At 61.3% G+C, this 19,123-nt stretch carries 15 protein-coding genes; 7 read left to right on the forward strand and 8 right to left on the reverse strand.

Annotated elements, in window-relative coordinates:
- Positions 1–10: 10 nt before the first annotated feature.
- The 4 genes from bcsB to AD665_RS22125 all read right to left on the reverse strand — a co-directional run bounded on the left by bcsB (position 11) and on the right by AD665_RS22125 (position 6,382).
- Complete coding sequence (gene bcsB / locus AD665_RS22110) at positions 11–2,266, reverse strand: cellulose biosynthesis cyclic di-GMP-binding regulatory protein BcsB (protein ID WP_024776312.1); 2,256 nt, start codon at positions 2,264–2,266, stop codon at positions 11–13.
- On the reverse strand, positions 2,263–4,485 hold the full coding sequence (bcsA, locus tag AD665_RS22115; protein ID WP_024776313.1) for a UDP-forming cellulose synthase catalytic subunit: 2,223 nt from the start codon (positions 4,483–4,485) through the stop codon (positions 2,263–2,265). Before bcsA ends, bcsB begins: the two co-directional genes overlap by 4 nt.
- Positions 4,482–5,819 carry a cellulose biosynthesis protein BcsQ gene (gene bcsQ / locus AD665_RS22120; RefSeq protein ID WP_231995041.1) on the reverse strand — a complete coding sequence of 446 codons (1,338 nt, stop codon included), beginning with the start codon at positions 5,817–5,819 and terminating at the stop codon, positions 4,482–4,484. Before bcsQ ends, bcsA begins: the two co-directional genes overlap by 4 nt.
- A 137-nt stretch (positions 5,820–5,956) precedes the next feature.
- Positions 5,957–6,382, reverse strand: a complete 426-nt coding sequence (locus AD665_RS22125; protein WP_024776315.1) for a VOC family protein — start codon at positions 6,380–6,382, stop codon at positions 5,957–5,959.
- 104 nt (positions 6,383–6,486) lie between these two features.
- Here AD665_RS22125 and AD665_RS22130 point away from each other — a divergent pair, with 104 nt between their 5' ends.
- A complete protein-coding gene (locus tag AD665_RS22130) occupies positions 6,487–7,377 on the forward strand; it encodes a LysR family transcriptional regulator (protein WP_053193735.1) in 891 nt (296 codons plus the stop codon).
- A gap of 32 nt (positions 7,378–7,409) precedes the next feature.
- Here AD665_RS22130 and AD665_RS22135 read toward each other — a convergent pair whose 3' ends face one another.
- The 3 genes from AD665_RS22135 to AD665_RS22145 form a co-directional block, all read right to left on the reverse strand.
- Positions 7,410–8,732 carry an NAD(P)/FAD-dependent oxidoreductase gene (locus tag AD665_RS22135; RefSeq protein ID WP_053193738.1) on the reverse strand — a complete coding sequence of 441 codons (1,323 nt, stop codon included), beginning with the start codon at positions 8,730–8,732 and terminating at the stop codon, positions 7,410–7,412.
- A gap of 118 nt (positions 8,733–8,850) precedes the next feature.
- The gene (locus tag AD665_RS22140) at positions 8,851–9,270 is read right to left on the reverse strand and encodes a hypothetical protein (protein ID WP_175582007.1); all 420 of its coding nucleotides are present in this window, start codon (positions 9,268–9,270) and stop codon (positions 8,851–8,853) included.
- 113 nt (positions 9,271–9,383) lie between these two features.
- The gene (locus tag AD665_RS22145; RefSeq protein WP_053193741.1) at positions 9,384–11,381 is read right to left on the reverse strand and encodes a sigma-54 interaction domain-containing protein; all 1,998 of its coding nucleotides are present in this window, start codon (positions 11,379–11,381) and stop codon (positions 9,384–9,386) included.
- Positions 11,382–11,567: 186 nt separating this feature from the next.
- On the opposite strand from AD665_RS22145, the gene AD665_RS22150 reads away from it, so the two are divergent.
- The 4 genes from AD665_RS22150 (at position 11,568) to AD665_RS22165 (ending at position 15,849) form a co-directional block, all read left to right on the forward strand.
- The gene (locus AD665_RS22150) at positions 11,568–12,590 is read left to right on the forward strand and encodes a Gfo/Idh/MocA family oxidoreductase (RefSeq protein WP_053193745.1); all 1,023 of its coding nucleotides are present in this window, start codon (positions 11,568–11,570) and stop codon (positions 12,588–12,590) included.
- Complete coding sequence (locus AD665_RS22155; protein ID WP_024776321.1) at positions 12,587–13,378, forward strand: TIM barrel protein; 792 nt, start codon at positions 12,587–12,589, stop codon at positions 13,376–13,378. Before AD665_RS22150 ends, AD665_RS22155 begins: the two co-directional genes overlap by 4 nt.
- Before the next feature lie 84 nt (positions 13,379–13,462).
- Positions 13,463–14,389, forward strand: a complete 927-nt coding sequence (locus tag AD665_RS22160) for a sugar ABC transporter substrate-binding protein (RefSeq protein ID WP_053193748.1) — start codon at positions 13,463–13,465, stop codon at positions 14,387–14,389.
- A 191-nt stretch (positions 14,390–14,580) separates the two neighbouring features.
- Positions 14,581–15,849: an MFS transporter gene (locus tag AD665_RS22165; RefSeq protein ID WP_053193751.1), complete on the forward strand. Its 1,269-nt coding sequence runs from the start codon at positions 14,581–14,583 to the stop codon at positions 15,847–15,849.
- On the opposite strand, the gene AD665_RS22170 is transcribed toward AD665_RS22165, so the two are convergent.
- A complete protein-coding gene (locus AD665_RS22170; RefSeq protein WP_053193755.1) occupies positions 15,818–16,558 on the reverse strand; it encodes an SDR family oxidoreductase in 741 nt (246 codons plus the stop codon). The genes AD665_RS22165 and AD665_RS22170 overlap by 32 nt on opposite strands.
- 99 nt (positions 16,559–16,657) lie before the next feature.
- Here AD665_RS22170 and AD665_RS22175 point away from each other — a divergent pair, with 99 nt between their 5' ends.
- Complete coding sequence (locus tag AD665_RS22175; RefSeq protein ID WP_024776325.1) at positions 16,658–17,617, forward strand: LysR family transcriptional regulator; 960 nt, start codon at positions 16,658–16,660, stop codon at positions 17,615–17,617.
- Positions 17,618–17,771: 154 nt separating this feature from the next.
- Entirely contained in the window at positions 17,772–19,094 is a 1,323-nt protein-coding gene (locus AD665_RS22180; RefSeq protein ID WP_024776326.1) for a chloride channel protein, read from the forward strand.
- Positions 19,095–19,123: the final 29 nt, after the last annotated feature.

Consider the following 19,123-nt stretch of genomic DNA (forward strand, 5'->3'; position numbering starts at 1 on the left):
GGTCTCACGCTCAGACACTCAGTCGCTTCCTGGCTTTGGAACGCAGCCCCAGATAGGCCAGGCCGCTCAGCAACAGAACACCCAGTGCCGTCATCAGTAACGTCAAGCCCACATGGCGCGACATCAGCCACTGCACGTACTTGAACGGCGACAGGCTGCCGACGAAATACTGCTCGTCAGACACCAGCGGCTCGATGGTCTTGCCACGGATGACTACCAGGCTGCCCTGAATGGCACCGGCGTCCTGGTCCGTACGGCTCAATGCCTCAGTCGCCTGGGCCAGACCGACGGCATCCCCCCCGGCAATGACCACGACACTGCGGCCATTCTTGAGCGGCGATTCGAAACCGGTCAGGTAGGTGTTTGGCCGGCCGCCGGAAAACGCCATGGCCAGACGGCTTTTGCGCAGGTTCGCTTCAGGATCGGAACTGAGCCAGTCCCGTACGCGCAGGGTCAGATCAGACACTTCGAAACGTTGCTGCTGGCCGGTACCGGCCGCCGGCAGACGATCCGCCCACTGGGTCAGCAAAGGCTGGTTCGCGCCGGATGCCATCACCAGCAGGTCCTTGTCGGCAAAGGCCGGGGCCTGTGCCGCCTGGATGACCGTTACACCGGTGGCGGGATAACCGGTGGACTCACCGAAGCGGCCCAGCACGCTCAGGTAAGCGCTGACGTCACCCATCCCGGCGTTGTCCGGCAGCACCACCGCGGTCTGGGACAGGTCGGCCATGCGCGTGAACGGGAAGCCGGCGTCCTTGAACACCCCCAGGTTGGGCATGGCCATGAAATGGTCGTAATCGGTCAGGTCCAGCGTCGACTCAGGGTCGATGCTGCCGCGCATATTGTCGATGATGATGTCGCGGCACTCACCCTCCTTGATGTAATCGTACATATAGCGCAATTGCAGCCGCGACTTCAGTGCAACGGAATTGAGCGGCAGCAACACGCGCATGTCACGCACCAGGGCCTCGTCCTTGATCGCGCTCAACAGGCTCTTGTCCAGACGTTCGAGCGAAGGCAGGGTTTCAGACTTGATCAGGCCATCGTTGAAGCTGACGATGAAGGATGAATTGACTGATTTGGGCTGCGGCGTATAGCGATACCTGAGGTTCAGCGGCGCGCCATCCTGGTGCCAGTTGAACAGATCCGGCGGGAAGTTCAGCGGTACGGTAATGTCGCCCGGGTTGTACCCGGAAACGTTCAGTTGCTTGCTCGCAATCAGCTCACCCAACTTGACCGGGCGGTCGGTGGGCAGCCAGTTCGGTGCATCGTAAGGCTTGCGCGGCTTGATTACATCGAGCTTGTTGATGACCACGGTGCTGCCCGACAGCGCCTGGCCACCGACCGATAACGCGATGGCGGCCAGCTTGAGCTCTTCGCTGTTGCGACCCGACACCACCAGCAACTTGCCGTTGGCGTCGTTCGGGTTGGTCAGGATGCTCAGCGTCGGCCCCTTTGGCGCAGGAATCGACAATTCCCCCACCTGTGCAGGTGCATCGCCGCTGAGCACAATCACACCGTTGCCCTGGGCGGGCAGCGTATTGAGCTGGGCCCGGAAGGTTGCCCCGCGATAGCTCGCCAGGGCACCGAACCAGGACGACAGCACGCCCGCGGCCTCGAGGGTGCCGTTGTCCGGCGCGGCGCTGAAGATGATCGGCAGATCCAGGAGGCGGGCATCGCGCCGATCAAAGAACGGCACGGGCATCAGCGAAAGATCGTTCGGCAATGCCAGCGGCGAAGTCTGGATCTGCAACGAAGAGTCATTGCTGACCTTGGCCCACAGGCTTGAGTGCTGAGGATCCTCACAGCTCATGGTGTAGTGGCCGATGAACTGCACGCTCAGGCGATTGAACTCGGTGATCAACTGCGGGGGAATCTCCACCGTTTGCTTTTGCAGCGTGCCGGCGTTCTCCTTGGGCAGCGGCACACTCGCCGCCACTTCGTCGTTGACCATGATATTGATCTGGGACAGATCGGGCAGCAGCGCCGGTGAATAGCTGTATCGCAGCGTCAGATGCGCACCGGTCACAACCTGATCGGCCCGCACGTCAAAGTTGACGCTATCGGTCGCTTCGACGCCATGCAGGTTCATCGGATAGGCACGCCCCAACTGCTTGAGGGTCAGGGTGTAGCCATCGCTAGTGTCCGCCGGCGCGGTATCGGCGAAAGCCGCGCCACCACTCAAAGCCAGCAACGTTGAAGCCAGAATGACCAGCGAGCGCCTGTTTTCGCGTTGGCCTACGCCTGAGGAATGCTTCACGTTCATTGCTTGTCCATGAGGTTTTCGAGTGGTTGGGAAGACGGCCGGCGGGCAGAGAAGAATTTTTGCAACTCAGCGAGGGTGGCCTTGAACAATTCGTAGATCCCCCCCATGCCGATGAAGGCGACGTCGCGCAATGCAGCCAAGGGGGTGTCCACCTGCCGACCCCCCCAGGTCGACGCCCAGGTGTCCGCGCGCGAGAAGGTCAGGCGCACCAGTTCACTTTGCTGACGCAGGCTCAGCGGATCGAACTGAGCCCCCAGGAGACCGCCGCGACTGAACATCACGGTCCCCGGGAACACACTGGCCTGCTGGTTGCGGAACAACGTCATGCGCAGGCGTTCGCCCTGGGCGATGTCAACGCCATCCGGCAGACGGAAACCGAGGCCCTTCTGGGAGAAGTCCTGGGTGATGCCGTCGAACGTGCGTCCATCCGCCAGCTCAATGCGCACCGGCAGTTCGGCGGCGACACGCGGCTCGCTGCGTACCTGGCGCGTTTCACTGGCCACGGCCACCGATGCACTGGTAATGATGACGTTGTAGAGCGTCCACGCCATGTTGATGAGGATCGTGGTCATCGCGCCCTCCTCGCCCTGGCACAACTGCCAGAGCCCGAAGGCAATGCCCGCGACGTTGAGGGTCAACAGCACAATGTAGGGACGCGCCAGTTTCCACTCGAAAAACTTGCGATCGATGATCCCGCCCTTGTCGGTCACGTTGAAACCGCCAAACCTGGGGTTCACCAGGGCCATGAGCACCGGCCCCATGATGTACCAGGCCAGTACCGTCTCGTAGACCTCGTTCCAGAACGAGTGCCGGAAACGGCCCTGGATCCGTGAGTTGGTCAGGCTGGCATGCAGGATGTGCGGCAACACGTAAGCGGTGATCATCAACGCCGAGGCATGGAAAATCTGCGCGCCGAAAAACAGATAGGCCAGGGGTGCCGTCAGGAATGCGAGACGCGGCAGACCATAGAAGAAGTGCAACATGGCGTTGAGGTAGCACAGCCGCTGCCCCAGCTTCAGACCGCGTCCCATCAACGGATTGTCGGTGCGGAAGATCTGCGCCATGCCGCGTGCCCAGCGGATACGCTGGCTGATATGGCGCGAAAGACTTTCGGTAGCCAGGCCTGCGGCCTGCGGAATAGCCAGGTAGGCGGTGTTGTAGCCGGCACGGTTCATCTTCAGCGCGGTGTGAGCATCCTCGGTCACGGTTTCCACCGCGACGCCCCCCACTTCCATCAGCGCGGTACGGCGCATCACGGCGCAGGAACCGCAGAAGAACGTCGCGTTCCACAAGTCGTTGCCGTCCTGGACCAGGCCATAGAACAGCTCGCCTTCGTTCGGGACGGAGCGGAACGTGTTCAGGTTCTTCTCGAACGGGTCCGGCGAAAAGAAGAAGTGCGGCGTCTGCAGCATTGCCAGTTTTGGATCCTTGAGGAACCAGCCGACGCAGATTTGCAGGAAAGAACGGGTTGGCACGTGGTCGGCGTCGAAGAACGCGACGAACTCTCCCTCCGTGACTTTCAGTGCTTCATTGAGGTTGCCGGCCTTGGCATGACGATTGTTGTCACGGGCCAGATAATTCACGCCAATGCTGTCGCAGAAGATCCGGAAATCTTCACGCCGCCCGTCGTCGAGCACGTGTACACGCAGTTTGTCCTTCGGCCAGTCGATCGCCTGGGCGGCGAAGATCGTCACCTTCACGATATCCAGCGCTTCGTTGTACGTCGGAATGAACACGTCCACCACCGGCCATTCGGAAGGCGGCGCGCTCATCAACACCGGTTGGCGCCGCAGTGGCCAGGCGGTTTGCAGGTAACCGAAGATCAGTACGACCAGCGCATAGAGTTCCGCCGCCAGCAAGCCATAGCCGAACAGTATGTCGAGCCAGTCGTCGAAGCCCAGGGTCGATGTGATCCGCCAGTACATGTAGCGCAGCGAAGCCGTCAGCGACAGACCGATCAACAGCACCACCGGGAACCGGCCGGATTGTTTGCGCAGTATCAGCGCGGCGACAAAACAGCCTGCTGCGAAATAGCACTGTGATTGGAGGTCGAAAGGCACCGTGATAATGAACAGCGCCAATAGAATCGAGATCAGCAGGACACCGATCTGCACGGTGCGACGCACCCCACGGGAAAGGCTCTCGAACCCGTCGGCCAGGGTTTGGGCCCAGTGTTGCAGGCGGCCGGGAACTTCATGTTGCTCGTTGGACTGGCTCATGATGCGCGACTACCTGCCAATGCAGAGGTCCGGACAGGTGATTTCAGCGCATCGGCAATGGCCAGGACTGCCTGCCGTGCAGACGAGTCTTCGTCTTCCAGCAATGGGTTGACGCCAAAGGCGAGCCCTTCGCTGATGGCGTGATCGAGCGGCAGGACACCGACCAGTTGTTTGCCGAAACGGCGCTTGAGCACTTCCAGCATGTCCTGGCAGAACGTGCGCGAGGCATCGAACTGGTTGACGACATAGTGACAGTCACGACGCCTGGCCTGATGGGTACGGCCTTCGAGCAATCGATCGATCGGGCCCAGCGTCATGAACGAAGCCGGGTCCGGCGTGATGACGACGATCACCTGATCGGCGACATCGAGCACCTGTTCCAGATACAGGGTGCGGCCAGGGGGGGTGTCGAGAATCACCACATCATCAGCCGCCAGGTCCATGCGCGCCAACTGCCGCGCCAACCAATGGGCGTCATCCTCAAGGAAACGCTCGAGCGCGCGACGCTCCTGCCCGGAGACCGGGCCAAAAGGCAAAACGCGCGTTCCGCCAATGCCATCGAGCAGCAAGCCGCTCCAGCACTCGCCGGTCAGGCTGGCGCTGGCCATGCCTGCGACATCCGGACTGACACCCAGGTGGTATTGCAAAGCGTTCTGCGGATCCAGATCGATGGCCAGCCTGCTTCCCTTGGCACCCAGCGCGCCCGCCAGCGCCGCACAGAGCGTACTTTTGCCCACGCCACCTTTTGGCGACACCACCGCGATGACCCGAGCCGGGGTGACCGCCGCAGAGCCATTCGGGATCGACCGGCGTAACGCTTCCTCATTCTGCGCACGCGCCTCGGCCATGCGCTCGAGCGCAACCTCAGCCAACAGGGAACGCAAGGAACACGCACTGGCGGGGACTGAAACAGGTTCGCAGAGCGAATCGTCGACCGATGCGCTCTCAAGCAAATCATCCAGCACCGGCTCGACTCGTCGGTCCAGCGGATGAACTGTCGTCGCCACTGTGGCAGGCTGAAGGTCCGAGTTCTCGACCGGCTGAGGTGGAACAGCCACTGTCGAATTTTCCGTGCCCACGGGAATGGCAGCTGCAGCAGCTACCGGAGGCTCGGGCAATTCCTTGTAATTAAAGGAATTCTCCATCTCGATATAGCTGGCCGCACTCTCTCCGAACCTGCTCATCAGGTTATCAATATCATTTGTCCGATTCATAAGCCCTTCACGGCGAGGGTAAGAAGCATTCGGGCTCGTATAACGGCAAACGACTGCATTCGCATGGCCAAATGATATCGTCAACTTTTTGGAGACAACAAGCGTTTTTATTGGATCCAATCAATGTCAAGACGGGCGGTCGCCAAATTTTTGGCGACAGTTTTTTTTGCAGGCTCAATTCATCGCGCCTGGCGACCGCAGGGGACTTTGCGTTGCGCAAACTCAAGTGGCACAACGCTGTTGTGCCACTGCGATGGTTATTTGGCGAAGACTTGGCTCATATCCTTGAAAGCTTTGAACTCCAAGGCGTTACCGCATGGATCGAACAGGAACATGGTGGCCTGCTCGCCCACCTGCCCTTTGAAACGGATATACGGTTCGATCACGAACTCGATACCGAAGGACTTCAAGCGTTCGGCCAGCGCCTCCCATTCTTCCCAACCCAGGATGACGCCGAAATGCGGAACGGGAACGTCGTGTCCGTCGACCGGATTGCTGTGAACCTCCACTTGCGAAGCCGTTTTGGGATGCGAGTGAATGACCAGTTGGTGACCATAAAAGTTGAAGTCGACCCACTGGGCACTGGAACGCCCCTCTTCCAGGCCAAAGACTTCGCCATAAAAGGATCGTGCGGCTGCCAAATCGTAGACAGGAATAGCGAGGTGGAAAGGCGAAAGACTCATCAGCACTCCAATATTGATATCTGTGGATGAAGATGGAGCGTAAGCCGGAAATTCATCAATAAAAATCAATATAAATTTTTCAAAAACACAATTAATATTTGTGAATGATCAAAGAACTCAAGACACTTGTCGCCGTGGCCCGGGAAGGTACGTTCGCCGCTGCGGGAAACAGGATCGGCCTCACCCAGGCAGCGGTCAGTGCCCAGATCCAGCGTCTGGAGGCAGAGCTGGGCTTCGAGATTTTCGACAGGAAAGGCCGTTCGGCCCACCTCAACCGGATGGGCCACCAGATCCTGCTGCAGGCACAAGAGCTGCTTCGCCTTTACGACAACCTGGGCTCCGCCACCGTGGGACTGCCGGCCAGCACCCTGGTGAATATCGGCGCCATCGCATCCGTCCAGCGCTCCTACTTGCCCGACGCGCTGGCCCGGTTCCACCAACAATGCCCAGAGTGCCGGACGCGGGTCATCCCGGGCTTGTCGATGGAGCTGGTCAACCTTGTGGATGCCGGCGAAATCGACATGGCGGTGATCATTCGCCCGCCCTTCTCTCTCCAGAGTGATCTGCGCTGGACCACCTTGGCGCTGGAGCCCTATCGCCTGATCGTGCCCCGTGATGTCCCGGGAGGAGACTGGTCGGAACTGCTCTCCAGCCACCCCTTCGTTCGGTACGACCGTTCGTCCTTTGGTGGCAGGCAGGTCGATCGTTTCCTGCGGCAGATGCATTTCACCCTGCGTGAAGTCTGTGAGCTGGATGAACTGGAGGCCATCATCAGGCTCGTGGAAAATGGCGTAGGCGTAGCCCTCGTGCCACAGACCGTGTCCCATCGGGAATGGCCGGCGGGCATACGCGCACTCGATCTCGGAACCCATACGTTCCATCGTGAAATCGGATTGGTGCATCGACCTCGACAGACCTTGACCGAACCGGTGCAGATCCTGGCCCAGCTTATAAGCGATCAAGTAAAGGGCGGCTCCGAACCCCCTCGGCCCTGAAAAAGCCACTCGAATCGAGTGGCCGTCAGGGGTCAGATCGCGCCCACGTTCATTTTCGAACCATCGGTCAAGCGCGAGAGACGGTAGGGCTTGGGATCGACACAGGGGGTATCGTTGGCGACCAGCTCAGCGGCCAGATAGCCGATCCCCGGTCCCAGGCCGAACCCATGCCCGGAACAGCCAGCCGCAAGGACGAAACCTGACAGCCCCTCCACGGCAGAGATCACCGGCACGGCATCGGGCGTGAAGTCCACGTAGCCTCCCCAGGTTTCAGCCACTTCAATGTTCGCCAGGGCCGGGAAGCGCGTCCTGACCCGCTTCAGGATCTCGGCAACAGCCTCGGGCCTGGCCTCGGGATCGAGTACACGGTTGCGCTCGAATGCCAGGGGTTTGTCCGCGCTCCAGCCAGCCAGCCCTTCGGGGCCATGGATGAAAGCCTTGCCGATGCCGAACTCCATGGCGGCCAGCCGCTTGATGAACATCGGCAGAAAAGCCTTCCCATGGCGCAGTCCCTGGGGCGTGATATCAAGCCGGGCCTTGCCACTGATGGCGATCGTATAACTGCCATCCAGACGGCGAGTGAGCGCGAAATCCGGCGTGTAGATCGCATCCCCGAGGTTCGGCGCCGGGCGCGTACGCAGCGCAGTCTGGCGCACGCTCGCCTGGGGAAAATTCAACCCGTGTCGTCGACAGAACGCCGAGGCCCAGGCGCCGGCGGCACAGAGGACGGCCTGGGTGCGAATGAAGCCTTTTTCGGTGATCACCCCCGTCACCGCGCCATTGGTGATATCCAGACCGTAGGCGGCGCAGTCCTGGTGGATGCTGGCGCCAAGGGCACGCGCGCCCTCGGCGATCCCCGGCGCTGCGATAGCCGGTTCAGCCTTGCCGTCATCGACGGAATGCACACCTCCCAGCCATTGCCGACCGACAGCCGGAATCGCGGACGTCGCCTCCCCGGGGCTCAGTATCCGCGTCTTGATGTCGAACTGACGCGCGATATCCAGCCATGCTTCCCATTCGGCGAGCTGCTTGGCATCGTCGGTCGCGTACTTGAGGCCGCAGCGGCGAAATCCGAGATCAGTGCCAATCTGCGCCGTGAGTTCATCCCACAGCCGCAAGGCGATACCAGAGAGAGGCAGCTCGCGTGCGTCGCGATTCTGCTGGCGGCACCAGCCCCAGTTGCGGCTCGACTGTTCGCCGCCGACATAGCCCTTCTCGACCAGCGCCACCGAGAGTCCCCGTTTTGCCAGGAAATAGGCGGCAGTCGCGCCGATGATCCCGCCGCCAATGATCACCACATCGGCATGGGAAGGAAGCTTTTCATCGCTGGGGATGCGTTTTATCGAGGGTGACATGCCAAGAGTCTCATCTGGATGGGGTTATCAAGCCGGGCAATGCAGGCCGTTTCTCCAACAACCTGATGGTGATCATTACGCCATGCACCGCCTGCAGAGCTGTCTCGTTTTTATCGCATTAAATCGCAGAAAAACTTGTTTTGGAGGCGTGCGCAGCACAATCTGCCACGGCCTCCCAGGTGTTCACCATATCGGTACATTCGGCACAACGCCGGGCGATTTCCCCCATCAATAACGGCGGGCTTGCCCACACCGGGCATTTCAACTCTGCCGCGAGCAGGTCGCGCAGATGCGCCAGCGATGCCTGGGCGAGCACCAGCACATCCACCTCGTCGGAAACCCAGGTGGCCGCTTCCAGGAGAATCTCGTCATGCCGCGCCCGATCGCCCGCCATCAGCGCCTGGTAGGCGTCGGGGCACAGCACCGTCTTGATTGTGATGTCGCGCCCTTGCGTTGCGCGATGCTGCTCACCTAAGGAAGTAGATGAACCTGTGGCGAGGGGATTCATCCCCGCTGGGCTGCACAGCAGCCCCAACACAAGCGACTCCATCCGCCTGATATACCGAGTCGATGGGCTTAGGGGCCGCTGCGCAGCCCAGCGGGGATGAATCCCCTCGCCACAATGGACCGGGCAAGTCTTAAGTGAATGCATTACCTCCCTGAACGAAACGTTTCCGCCCTCAACCCGTACCGACTCATCTTGTTGTACAGCCCACCCCGGGAAACGTTCAGTTGCTGGGCAGTCAGGCGGATGTTGCCCCGGGTGGCCTCGAGGGCGGCGACAATCGCGTTCATTTCATGAGCGTCGAGGCCCAGGGCTGCTGGTCGCTCAGGCATATTCCCTGGCGATGACGACCGCAGGCCCTGCCTGATCTCAAGCGGTAGATCATCCGGCTGCAGCTGTTCGCTGACCGCCAGATTGGTCGCACGCTCGATGATATTTTCCAGCTCACGCACGTTGCCTGGCCAGTGGTAGGCCGACAGCACGTCCAGCGCCTGGGGCGAGATGCCGCGCACCGATTTGCGCAGTGAGCGAGCGCAACGGGAGAGGAAATGGTGCGCCAGCAACGGTACGTCCTCCCGGCGCATGCGCAGCGGCGGGACCGTCAGATTCAGTACGTTGAGCCGATAGTAAAGATCCTCGCGAAACGCGCCGTCAGCCACCGCTTGGCTCAGGTTGCGGTGGGTGGCAGCGATGATGCGCACGTTCACTCGCTGGGATTTCTTCGCCCCCACGCGAGTGACTTCGCCTTCCTGCAAGACCCGCAACAGGCTGACCTGGGCCCCGAACGACATATCACCGATTTCGTCGAGGAAGATTGTGCCGCCATCGGCCAACTCGAACTTGCCGGCGGATCCGCCACGAGCCGAACCGGTGAAGGCCCCCTCGACATGCCCGAACAATTCGCTCTGCACCAGATCTCGTGGGATCGCCCCGCAATTGACCGCCACGAATGGGCCACTGCGACGCTCACTGGCGTTGTGGATCGCCTGGGCGAACAGCTCCTTGCCGGTACCGCTTTCGCCGAGGATCAACGTGGTGGAGTCGCTGCGACTGGCGATTCGTCCAAGGTGCAACGCGTCCTGGATGGCCCGGGAGCTGCCCTGGATGGTGTCGAAGGTGTAGCTGGCCTGGGTGCCGATGATCCGCCGGGTGATTTCGCGGATGCGCCGGTTTTCCCGCAGCGAAACGATGCGCCCGCCCTGCTCCAGTGAACACACCGACACCAGGCAGGCCAGGTGACTGCGATCATGCAGTTCGAAGGTGCAATCCAGATCCCGCAGCCCTTCCCCGCCACGCAGCAGGATCTCATCGGTCAGCTCACTCTGGCCCAAGCGCTGGAACGGCTGGCCCAGCAAATCGCGCCCGACGCGAAACAACTGTCGTGCATAACCGTTGATGGCCCTGATGCAGCCACGGTCGTCCAGCACGACCAGGCCTTCGTTGAGCACTTCAAGCATCGTCTGTTGTTCTTCCAGCAAGGCCTGCAGCGCCATTTGCCGTGATACGGCTTCGGCCGCGGCTTGCACGGTGCCCAACGTGTGGAAGTGAAACCAGCCCGGCTCGGCGGTCAGGGTCAGGATCGCCAGGGTCCGTCCCCGGGCATCGCGAATCGGTGCGGCGGCGCAATGCATGCGCCGCTTGCGCAAGCCGACACCGAAGTTTTCTTCGGCCAGCACATAGACCAGCCGGTCTTCGGCCAGTGCCAGCCCCGTACAGTTGGTGCCCTGCACCGACTCCAGCAAGCGGCTGCCCACCGGGGTGAGATCGCTGCCGCAGAAATACAGAGTGGTCCCTTCGGCGTCGGTCAGGTTGATATGGCCCCTGGGGTTGTAGGCCAGCAACCCGCCCATGACCTCGGCCGCCACCGCGATCATCACGCGATGGGCGGCCAGCGTTGCGGCCAGGTCGGCAGGATCGACAAAACGATACGCGCCGTCCTCGTGGTCGATACCGGCGTCGACGCTACGCAACCAGGAGTTCCAGATCACCTGCCGGACCCCGGAAGGACGATCGATACGTCCGTCCAGGCACGCCAGCCAGGCTTGCTCCAAAGCGCCAATCGGTCCGTCACTCAACGACGCCGGACCGAGTGACGCGATGTAGTCGAGGTCTTGCTCGCTGACAGCAATGGGCGCCGGAATCACGGGCTTCTCCAATGTTCATTTTTTGGACATGTGCAGTATAAGCATGTCATCAGAATTAACACTTATTTCACCAACCTATAAATAACTCTTTAATTATCAATAAGTTAAACATTGGCACAGGCCTTGCTCCCTCCTCCTTACAGCAAAAACAGTCCTGCTGATAACAAAAAAAGGGAAGTCAGTTTCATGAACACATCCAAAATCATCCGCCTCGGTCTCATTGGCGCCGGCCGCATGGGCAGCTTTCACGGCCTGACGGCAGCCCGACACATTCCCGGCGCCTGCCTGGCTGCCATCGCCGACCCGACACCGGGCCAAGCCGCCCGCCTGGCGGCACAGTTGGGGGTGGAGCGGGTCTACACCGACCCACAGCAATTGCTCGACGACCCCGAGATCGACTGCGTACTGATTGCCGCTCCGGCCCGCAGCCACGCCGAGCTGGTCATCAGCGCAGCCCGCGCTGGCAAAAGTGTGTTCTGTGAAAAACCCATGGCGATCACCCTCGACGAAGCGGACCGCGCCATCGCCGCTGCCGCCGATGCCCGGGTCACCTTGCAGGTCGGCTTCAACCGCCGCTTCGCCAAGAGTTTTCGCACCGCGCACCTGGACGTGGTCGCCGGCCGCATCGGCACCCCGCAACTGCTGCGCTCGCTGACCCGCGACCCGGCGCTGAACAATCCGGCCAACTCGCCGCAGTGGGTGATCTTCCTCGAAACCCTGATCCACGACTTCGACACCTTGCGTTACCTCAATCCTGGGGCCGAGGTCGTCGAAGTCTTCGTGATGGCCGATGCCCTGATCGCGCCGGAGTTCAAGGACAAGGGTTTCCTCGACACCGCCATGGTGACCCTGCGTTTCGACAACGGTGCCCTCGCCACCGCCGAGGCGAATTTTCAGGCGGTGTATGGCTACGATGTCCGGGGCGAAGTGTTCGGCAGCGCCGGCATGTTGACCATGGGTGCCGTCAATGACTCCGACCTGGTTCGCTATCTGGCCGATGGCATCCAGGCCGACACACAGCGCCTGGACACCGACCTGCTACGGGATGCCTACGTGGCCGAGCTCAACCATTTTGTCGAGTGCCTGCGCAGCGGCGCGAAACCCCTTGCCAGTGGTGAAGACGCCCGCGCTGCCCTGGCCATTGCCCGCGCCTGTATCGAGTCGTTCCAGCAGGGCCGGCCGGTGCGCTTACAAGGAGGCCGCCCATGAGCTTCACTCCGTTCAAACTGGCGATCAGCGCCGAGATGGTCTTCCTCGACCTGCCGTTCACCGAACGAGTCAAACGGATTCACGCACTGGGCTTCAGCGCCGAAATCTGGGACTGGACGAAAAAAGACATTGCCGCCCTGGTCGACACCGGGGCTGACTTCACCTCAATGACCGGCTACATCGCGGGTAACCTGACCGATCCCGAGGACATCCAGCATCTGCTCGACAGCGCACGGGAATCCCTGGCCGTCGCTGCTCGGTTGAATTGCCCGAGCCTCAACCTTCACGGTACGGGCCTGGACGACAAAGGCTTGCCGGTCAAACCGGTGGCCCTCACCACCGGACGCATGTGGTTGAACGCCTGCAAGACCCTGGAAAAAATCGCGCGCCTGGGTGAAGACGCGGGCCGGGTGTTCCTTCTGGAGAACCTCAACACCGAGGTGGACCACCCCGGCACGCCGTTCGGTCGCGCCGATGACACCCTGGCGCTGATCGAGGCCGTGGGCAGCCCTCATCTGAAGCTGAACCTGGACCTTTATCATGCGCAGATCGGCGAAGGAAACCTGATCGAACTGATCCAGCGAGCCGGCAGTGCCATCGGTGAGATCCAGGTCGCCGACGTTCCTGGGCGCATGGAACCGGGGACCGGCGAAATCCATTACCCGGCCATTGCCAAAGCCTTGTTCGAGATGGGATACACGGGTGTTGTCGGCCTAGAGGGCTGGGCCAGTGGCGACAGCGAGGCGGCACTTCAACGCTTCCGGCAAGCGTTTAGTCTGGATCGATGAAACGGTGGCGCCCTTGGGCATGAATCGAGGTGCGCCGACAACCTTCACACCTGATCGACTCATAACAACAAAAGGAATCTCACCATGCGTCGCTGCACATTGCTTCTTGCCACTTTGCTATTCGCCTTCAGCCAATGGGCCAACGCCGATTATCGCATCGGCGTCAGCATCGCCAGGGTGGACGACAACTTCATGACCTATGTGCGTAGCGGCCTGGAAGACGCCGCCAGGAGAGACAACGTCCAGATCCAGTTCGAGGATGCCCAGGGCGATGTCGTGCGACAACTCAATCAGATCCAGGGCTTCATCAACCAGAAAGTGGATGCGGTCATCGTCCTGCCCGTGGACACCGCCGCCACCACCAACATGACTCGCGCCGCGGTCGATGCGAAGGTACCGCTGGTCTATGTCAACCGTCATCCGGACGAGCGCGTACTGCCCAAGGGCGTGGTCACCGTTGCGTCCAATGACATCGAGGCCGGCCAGTTGCAAATGCGTTACCTGGCGGAAAAGCTGAACGGCAAAGGCACCCTCGCGATCATCATGGGCGACCTGGCGCAGAACGCTACGCACGACCGCACCGAAGGGGTCAAACAGGTGCTCAAGGATTACCCCGGGATCAAGATCGTCGAACAGCAAAGCGCCGAGTGGCAGCGGGCCAAAGGGATGGACCTGACCAGCAACTGGCTGTTGGCAGGCACCTCTTTTGACGCCATTGTCGCCAACAACGACGAGATGGCCATCGGCGCGGCCATGGCCTTGCAACAGGCGGGAAAAGGCAAAGGCGAGATTGCGATTGTCGGCATCGACGGCCTGCCCGATGGTCTGGCCGCGATCAAGCGCGGAATGCTGGTCGCCTCGGTGTTCCAGGACCCCAAGGCCCAGGCGACCGCTGCGCTGCAAGCGGCCGTCAAAATGATCAAGGGCGAGCCGGTCGAGGCGGAAGTGTGGGTCCCCTTCCAGTTGATCAAGCCGGAACAGGTCGCGATGTTTGAGCAACACTACAAGTAAGCGCGAAAGACTGGAGGTCAACGCCGCTGTCCCGGCCAGGGACAGTGGCGTTTTTCATTGAGTCATCTTACCCCGTCCTCACCATCCCCCTCGCCACCTGCATGTGCGGCGAAACATCCATTGTTCGTTGCGCCTCGAAGTGAGACATCTGCCTGACGCATACGCTGTGAGCCCACATGGAGGAGTTGGCGATGAAACACAGCCGTTTTTTTGGAAAAACCGTACTGGCCTGCACGTTCATCCTGGCGATGATCGGTTGGGGGATCGGCTTCTATGGCCCGCCGATCTACATGCAATCGGTCATGGAGCGCACGGGTTGGCCCATCGCCCAGGTGTCGACTGCCGTCACCTTGCACTTTCTCAGCGGCACGATCGTCATCGCCAATCTACCCAGGCTCTACGCACGCTTCGGCATTCCAGCCATCACCGTGCTGGGCAGCATTTTCCTGGGTATCGGCGTGAACATCTGGGCCCAGGCCAACCAGCTCTGGGTGCTGTATGCCGGTGCGATGTGCTCGGGTATCGGCTGGGTGACCCTGGGCGCCGCGGCCGTCAATACCCTGATCGCGCCGTGGTACAACAAGGAAAGGCCCCAGGCCCTGGGCAAGGCGTACAACGGCGCAAGCATGGGGGGCGTCGTCTTTTCGCCCCTGTGGGTATGGCTGATCGAGGGTTTTGGCTTTGCCACGGCAGCGTTGGTGATCAGCCTCGCAGCCTTGCTGCTTATCGGCATTTTCGCCTTCCTGGTCTTCAACAAAACCCCACAGGGTCTGGGACAGCACCCCGACAACGCCGAGCAGACGGAGCCCGTGCCACCGGCCACCAGCGCCACGCCGTGGACCGTGATGCAGACGCTCGAGGTGGCAGATTTCCGCAGCCTGGCAGCCGGCATGTCCCTGGGACTGTTCGCCCAGATCGGCTTGATCGCGCACCTGTACTCGATCCTGGTGGGACGCATGGGCGCCCACGACGCTTCATTCGCCATGGGGCTGGCCACCGCCAGTGCCATGGGCGGTCGCTACATCGCCGCACGCCTGATGATCCAAGGCATCAACCGCAGGCTGCTGGCGTGCCAGGGCTATGCCATCCAGCTGCTGGGCACGCTGATGCTCCTCGGCCTGGACCTTCACCCGACTGTGGCCTGGATGGCGGTGGTGCTGATCGGTTCGGGCATCGGCAATGCCACCTCCCTGCCGCCGCTGATCGCACAAACCGAGTTCAGCCGTGAGCACACTGCCAGGGTCATCGCGCTGATGGTCGCGATCAGCCAAGCCACCTACGCCTTCGCCCCTGCGTTTTTCGGCCTGGTGCGCACCGCCTTCAGCCATCCGAATCACGCTATCGCCGCCGTCGTGACAGCCGCCGTCATCGTGCAGGTGCTCGCTATCCTGTCTTTCTACCGAGGAGTGTCCGCTCGCCCCTTCAGGATCAGACCAATCGAACACCGCCATCAACGTTGAGCACGGCACCGTTCATGAAGGTGTTGGTCATCAAGAACAGCGCCGCAGCACCGGCTTCCTCAGGCGTGCCAAGGCGACGCAACGGCAGAGCCTGCTCCAGGGAGGCCACGTACGCGTCACGGCCTTCGCCCAATGCCTTGCTGAAGATCGGTGTATCGATCGGCCCGGGCGACAGGGTGTTGACGCGAATCGGTGCCAACTCCAGGACCAGGCCACGGGCCAGCGCCTCCATGGCGGCCGATGCCGCCGCGATGACGGCTGTGCCATGGGCATTGGGTCGATCAGCGAGCGCACCCGAGATGAAGGTGATCGACCCCGCCTTGCACAGCCTGTCGCCCAGGGCACGGATGGTGTTGATGGACGCCCAGATACGCTCATCGAAGGCCCGGCGCAGGTGATCGACGTCAGCGGCCAGGATGGTGCCGGTGACAAACGTACCGGCGAGCAGCACCAGGTGATCGACCACAGGAATGTCCGCCAGCGCGGCTTCGACCGCCTCACGGCGGGTCACGTCGGCCGCGCGCCATTGATCCAGGCCATGATCTTTTGCAGCCTGCTCGGCACGGGCGGCATTCGAGCCGATGACCACGACCTTGGCGCCAGCGGCCTTCGCTTGTATCGCGGCAGCCAGGCCGATGCCCGATGTACCGCCGAAGATGACGACCGTGCGGCCGGTGAGATTGGATGCAAGTGTTGGGGTGATGGTCATGTCGAGCCTCCAGTGAACGCCCGGATGGCGTTCGATGGAGTAAGCGTAAGACTGTGAACACGGATTGATAATTGGGTCGAAAGTCGCTTTACTAGTGCCATGAAGGCACAAATTGGTCTCGACCGCCTGACCGGACTCATCGCATTCGCACGGGCCGCCTCCCTGGGCAGCTATACCGCTGCGGCACGGGAGCTTTCGGTGTCCCCCTCCGCCGTGAGCAAAAGCGTACAGCGGCTTGAGGAGCATTTTGGGCTGATGCTGTTCACCCGCACGACGCGCTCCCTGACCCTCACGCCTGAAGGGCGGGATCTTTACGAACGTGCATTGCGAATCCTGCGCGAGGTCGAAGAAATTGATCAGGCCGCCGTCGCATCCCGCGCCGAGCCTTCCGGTGTCCTGAAAGTCACCGCCGCCCTCCCCATCGGCGTGAACATCCTGGCACCAGCCTTGCCCAGGTTCCGTGAGCAATATCCCAAGCTGGCAATCGACCTGCGACTCGGCGATCAGTATTCCGACATCATTGAACAGGGCATCGACGTGGCCATCCGCGTGGGGAATCTCACCGACTCACGCCTGGTTTCGCGCCCCCTGGGGCCTCATCGAATCGGCGCGTTTGCGTCGCCTCAGTACCTCCAACGCAAAGGCACGCCGATGACCGCCGAAGATCTTGCGGGACATGAGTGCGTGAACTTTCGCTACCAGAGTACCGGGCAAAGTTTGCGTTGGCCCTATCAGGCAGGCGACAAACAACTCGAGTGGAGTCCCGACGTCGCATTCACCGTGGATGTCAGTGACGCGGTAGCGGCCATTATGGCGGCGGGAGGAGGCGTCGGCATTACGCCGTACTACGTGGCCGCCCCCTATGTTCGCCGGGGAGAACTGATCCCGGTGCTCCCCCAGTTCACCGCGGAACGCTTCTCCATCACCGCCTTGTGGCCGGAAAGCCGCCGAGGCAGCCCCAACGTAAAGGCCTTCATCGCCTTTTTGCTTGAGCTGTTCCCTGCAACGCCTGCCTGGGATGAGGCAGTGAATGAGGCATCCGCAGCGAACCAGGGCTGATCGGTCGGCGGGGTTGGACAACCAGCAGCCACTGATCCCGATGCCCCCTCAAGAAGCCTGTATCGCCCCAGACAAATCGACACTTCAATGTCATCTGCATTTGCGGTTAGGCTTACCACACGTCCCGAACTTTCTACGACTGGAATCCAACTGAGTGATCAGACCGTTTATGTTGCTACGTCGTCGATTTGCCTCCATGCGCTGGCGCACCCGTGTCACGTTGTGGGTGGCCGCCACCTTCGCCGGCTTGCTTGTCGTCATGTTCGCTCGTCTGGCAGATCTGGCACTGAATGAGTTTGCCCTGCAAACCGCTGAACGCCCCTGGCTACCGCTCATCTACACACCTTTGATTGGCATGCTGGTGGTGGGCCTGACCAACCGTTTCTTGCCCGGTTGCCAGGGCAGCGGTATTCCCCAGGTGATTGCCGCTACACGCCTGGCGCGTCAGGGCAAGCCCGTCAGCCAGTTGGTCTCGTTAAAGATCGCTTTCGCCAAAATCGGCCTTGGCACCCTGGCCTTGACAGGCGGTTTCTCGGCCGGACGTGAGGGGCCGTCGGTGCAGGTCGCGGCTTCGGTCATGCATTTCTTCCATCGCTACTTGCCCAACGCGCGGATCATCCGCAGCGAAGATCTGATTCTTGCCGGTGGCGCAGCGGGCATTGCGGCTGCGTTCAATACCCCGCTGGCGGGCATTGCCTTTGCCGTGGAGGAGTTGGGACGGCGCCTGGAGACACGTACCAGCGGGGTTTTGCTCAGCACCATTATTCTGTCCGGGATGGTGGCGATTGCCTTGCAGGGAAACTACAACTATTTCGGCCATTTCGACGTGCAAGCCATCAGCATGGATATCATCCTGCCGGCGCTGCTGATTGCCATTGGTTGTGGCCTGCTGGGTGGACTGTTCAGCCGCATGTTGTTATGGCCCCAACGTTATCGAAACGCCCTGCTCTGGCGGTGGCGTCGTCAGCATCCGGTGTGGTTCGCCGGCATCTGCGGGCTGATTGTAGCCGTGCTCGGCGTGCTCAGTGGCGGCATGTCATTTGGCAGCGGATACGGCGTTACCAGCCACGTCATTGCATCTGATATTGGCCTGCCGTGGCATGCCGCCCTGACCCGCTTCATCGCCACGGTGGTGACCTACTTCTCTGGAATACCGGGCGGAATCTTTGCCCCCTGCCTGGCGGTGGGCGCGGCGATCGGCGCAAATATCTCCGATCTGTTCAACCTTGGCGTGCAACCGGTCATTGCCCTGTGCATGGTGGGCTTTCTTGCCGCCGTGACCCAGTCACCCATTACCTCCGCCATCATCGTCATGGAGATGATTGACAGTCATGGCATGGTGATCAGCCTCATGGGCGTTGCCCTCGTCGCCAAGGCTGTCAGCTCGCGGATGGGCCCCGAGCTGTATCAGCAAATGGCACGTGGCTTTGTGCAAACAGCGGAAAGAACCTCGGCGAAGCAGAAGACGGGGCAGTGAAGCCCGCCCACTCGCCAAAAGAAGTCGGA

The sequence above is a fragment of the Pseudomonas corrugata genome, assembly GCF_001269905.1.
GTDB lineage: Bacteria > Pseudomonadota > Gammaproteobacteria > Pseudomonadales > Pseudomonadaceae > Aquipseudomonas > Aquipseudomonas corrugata.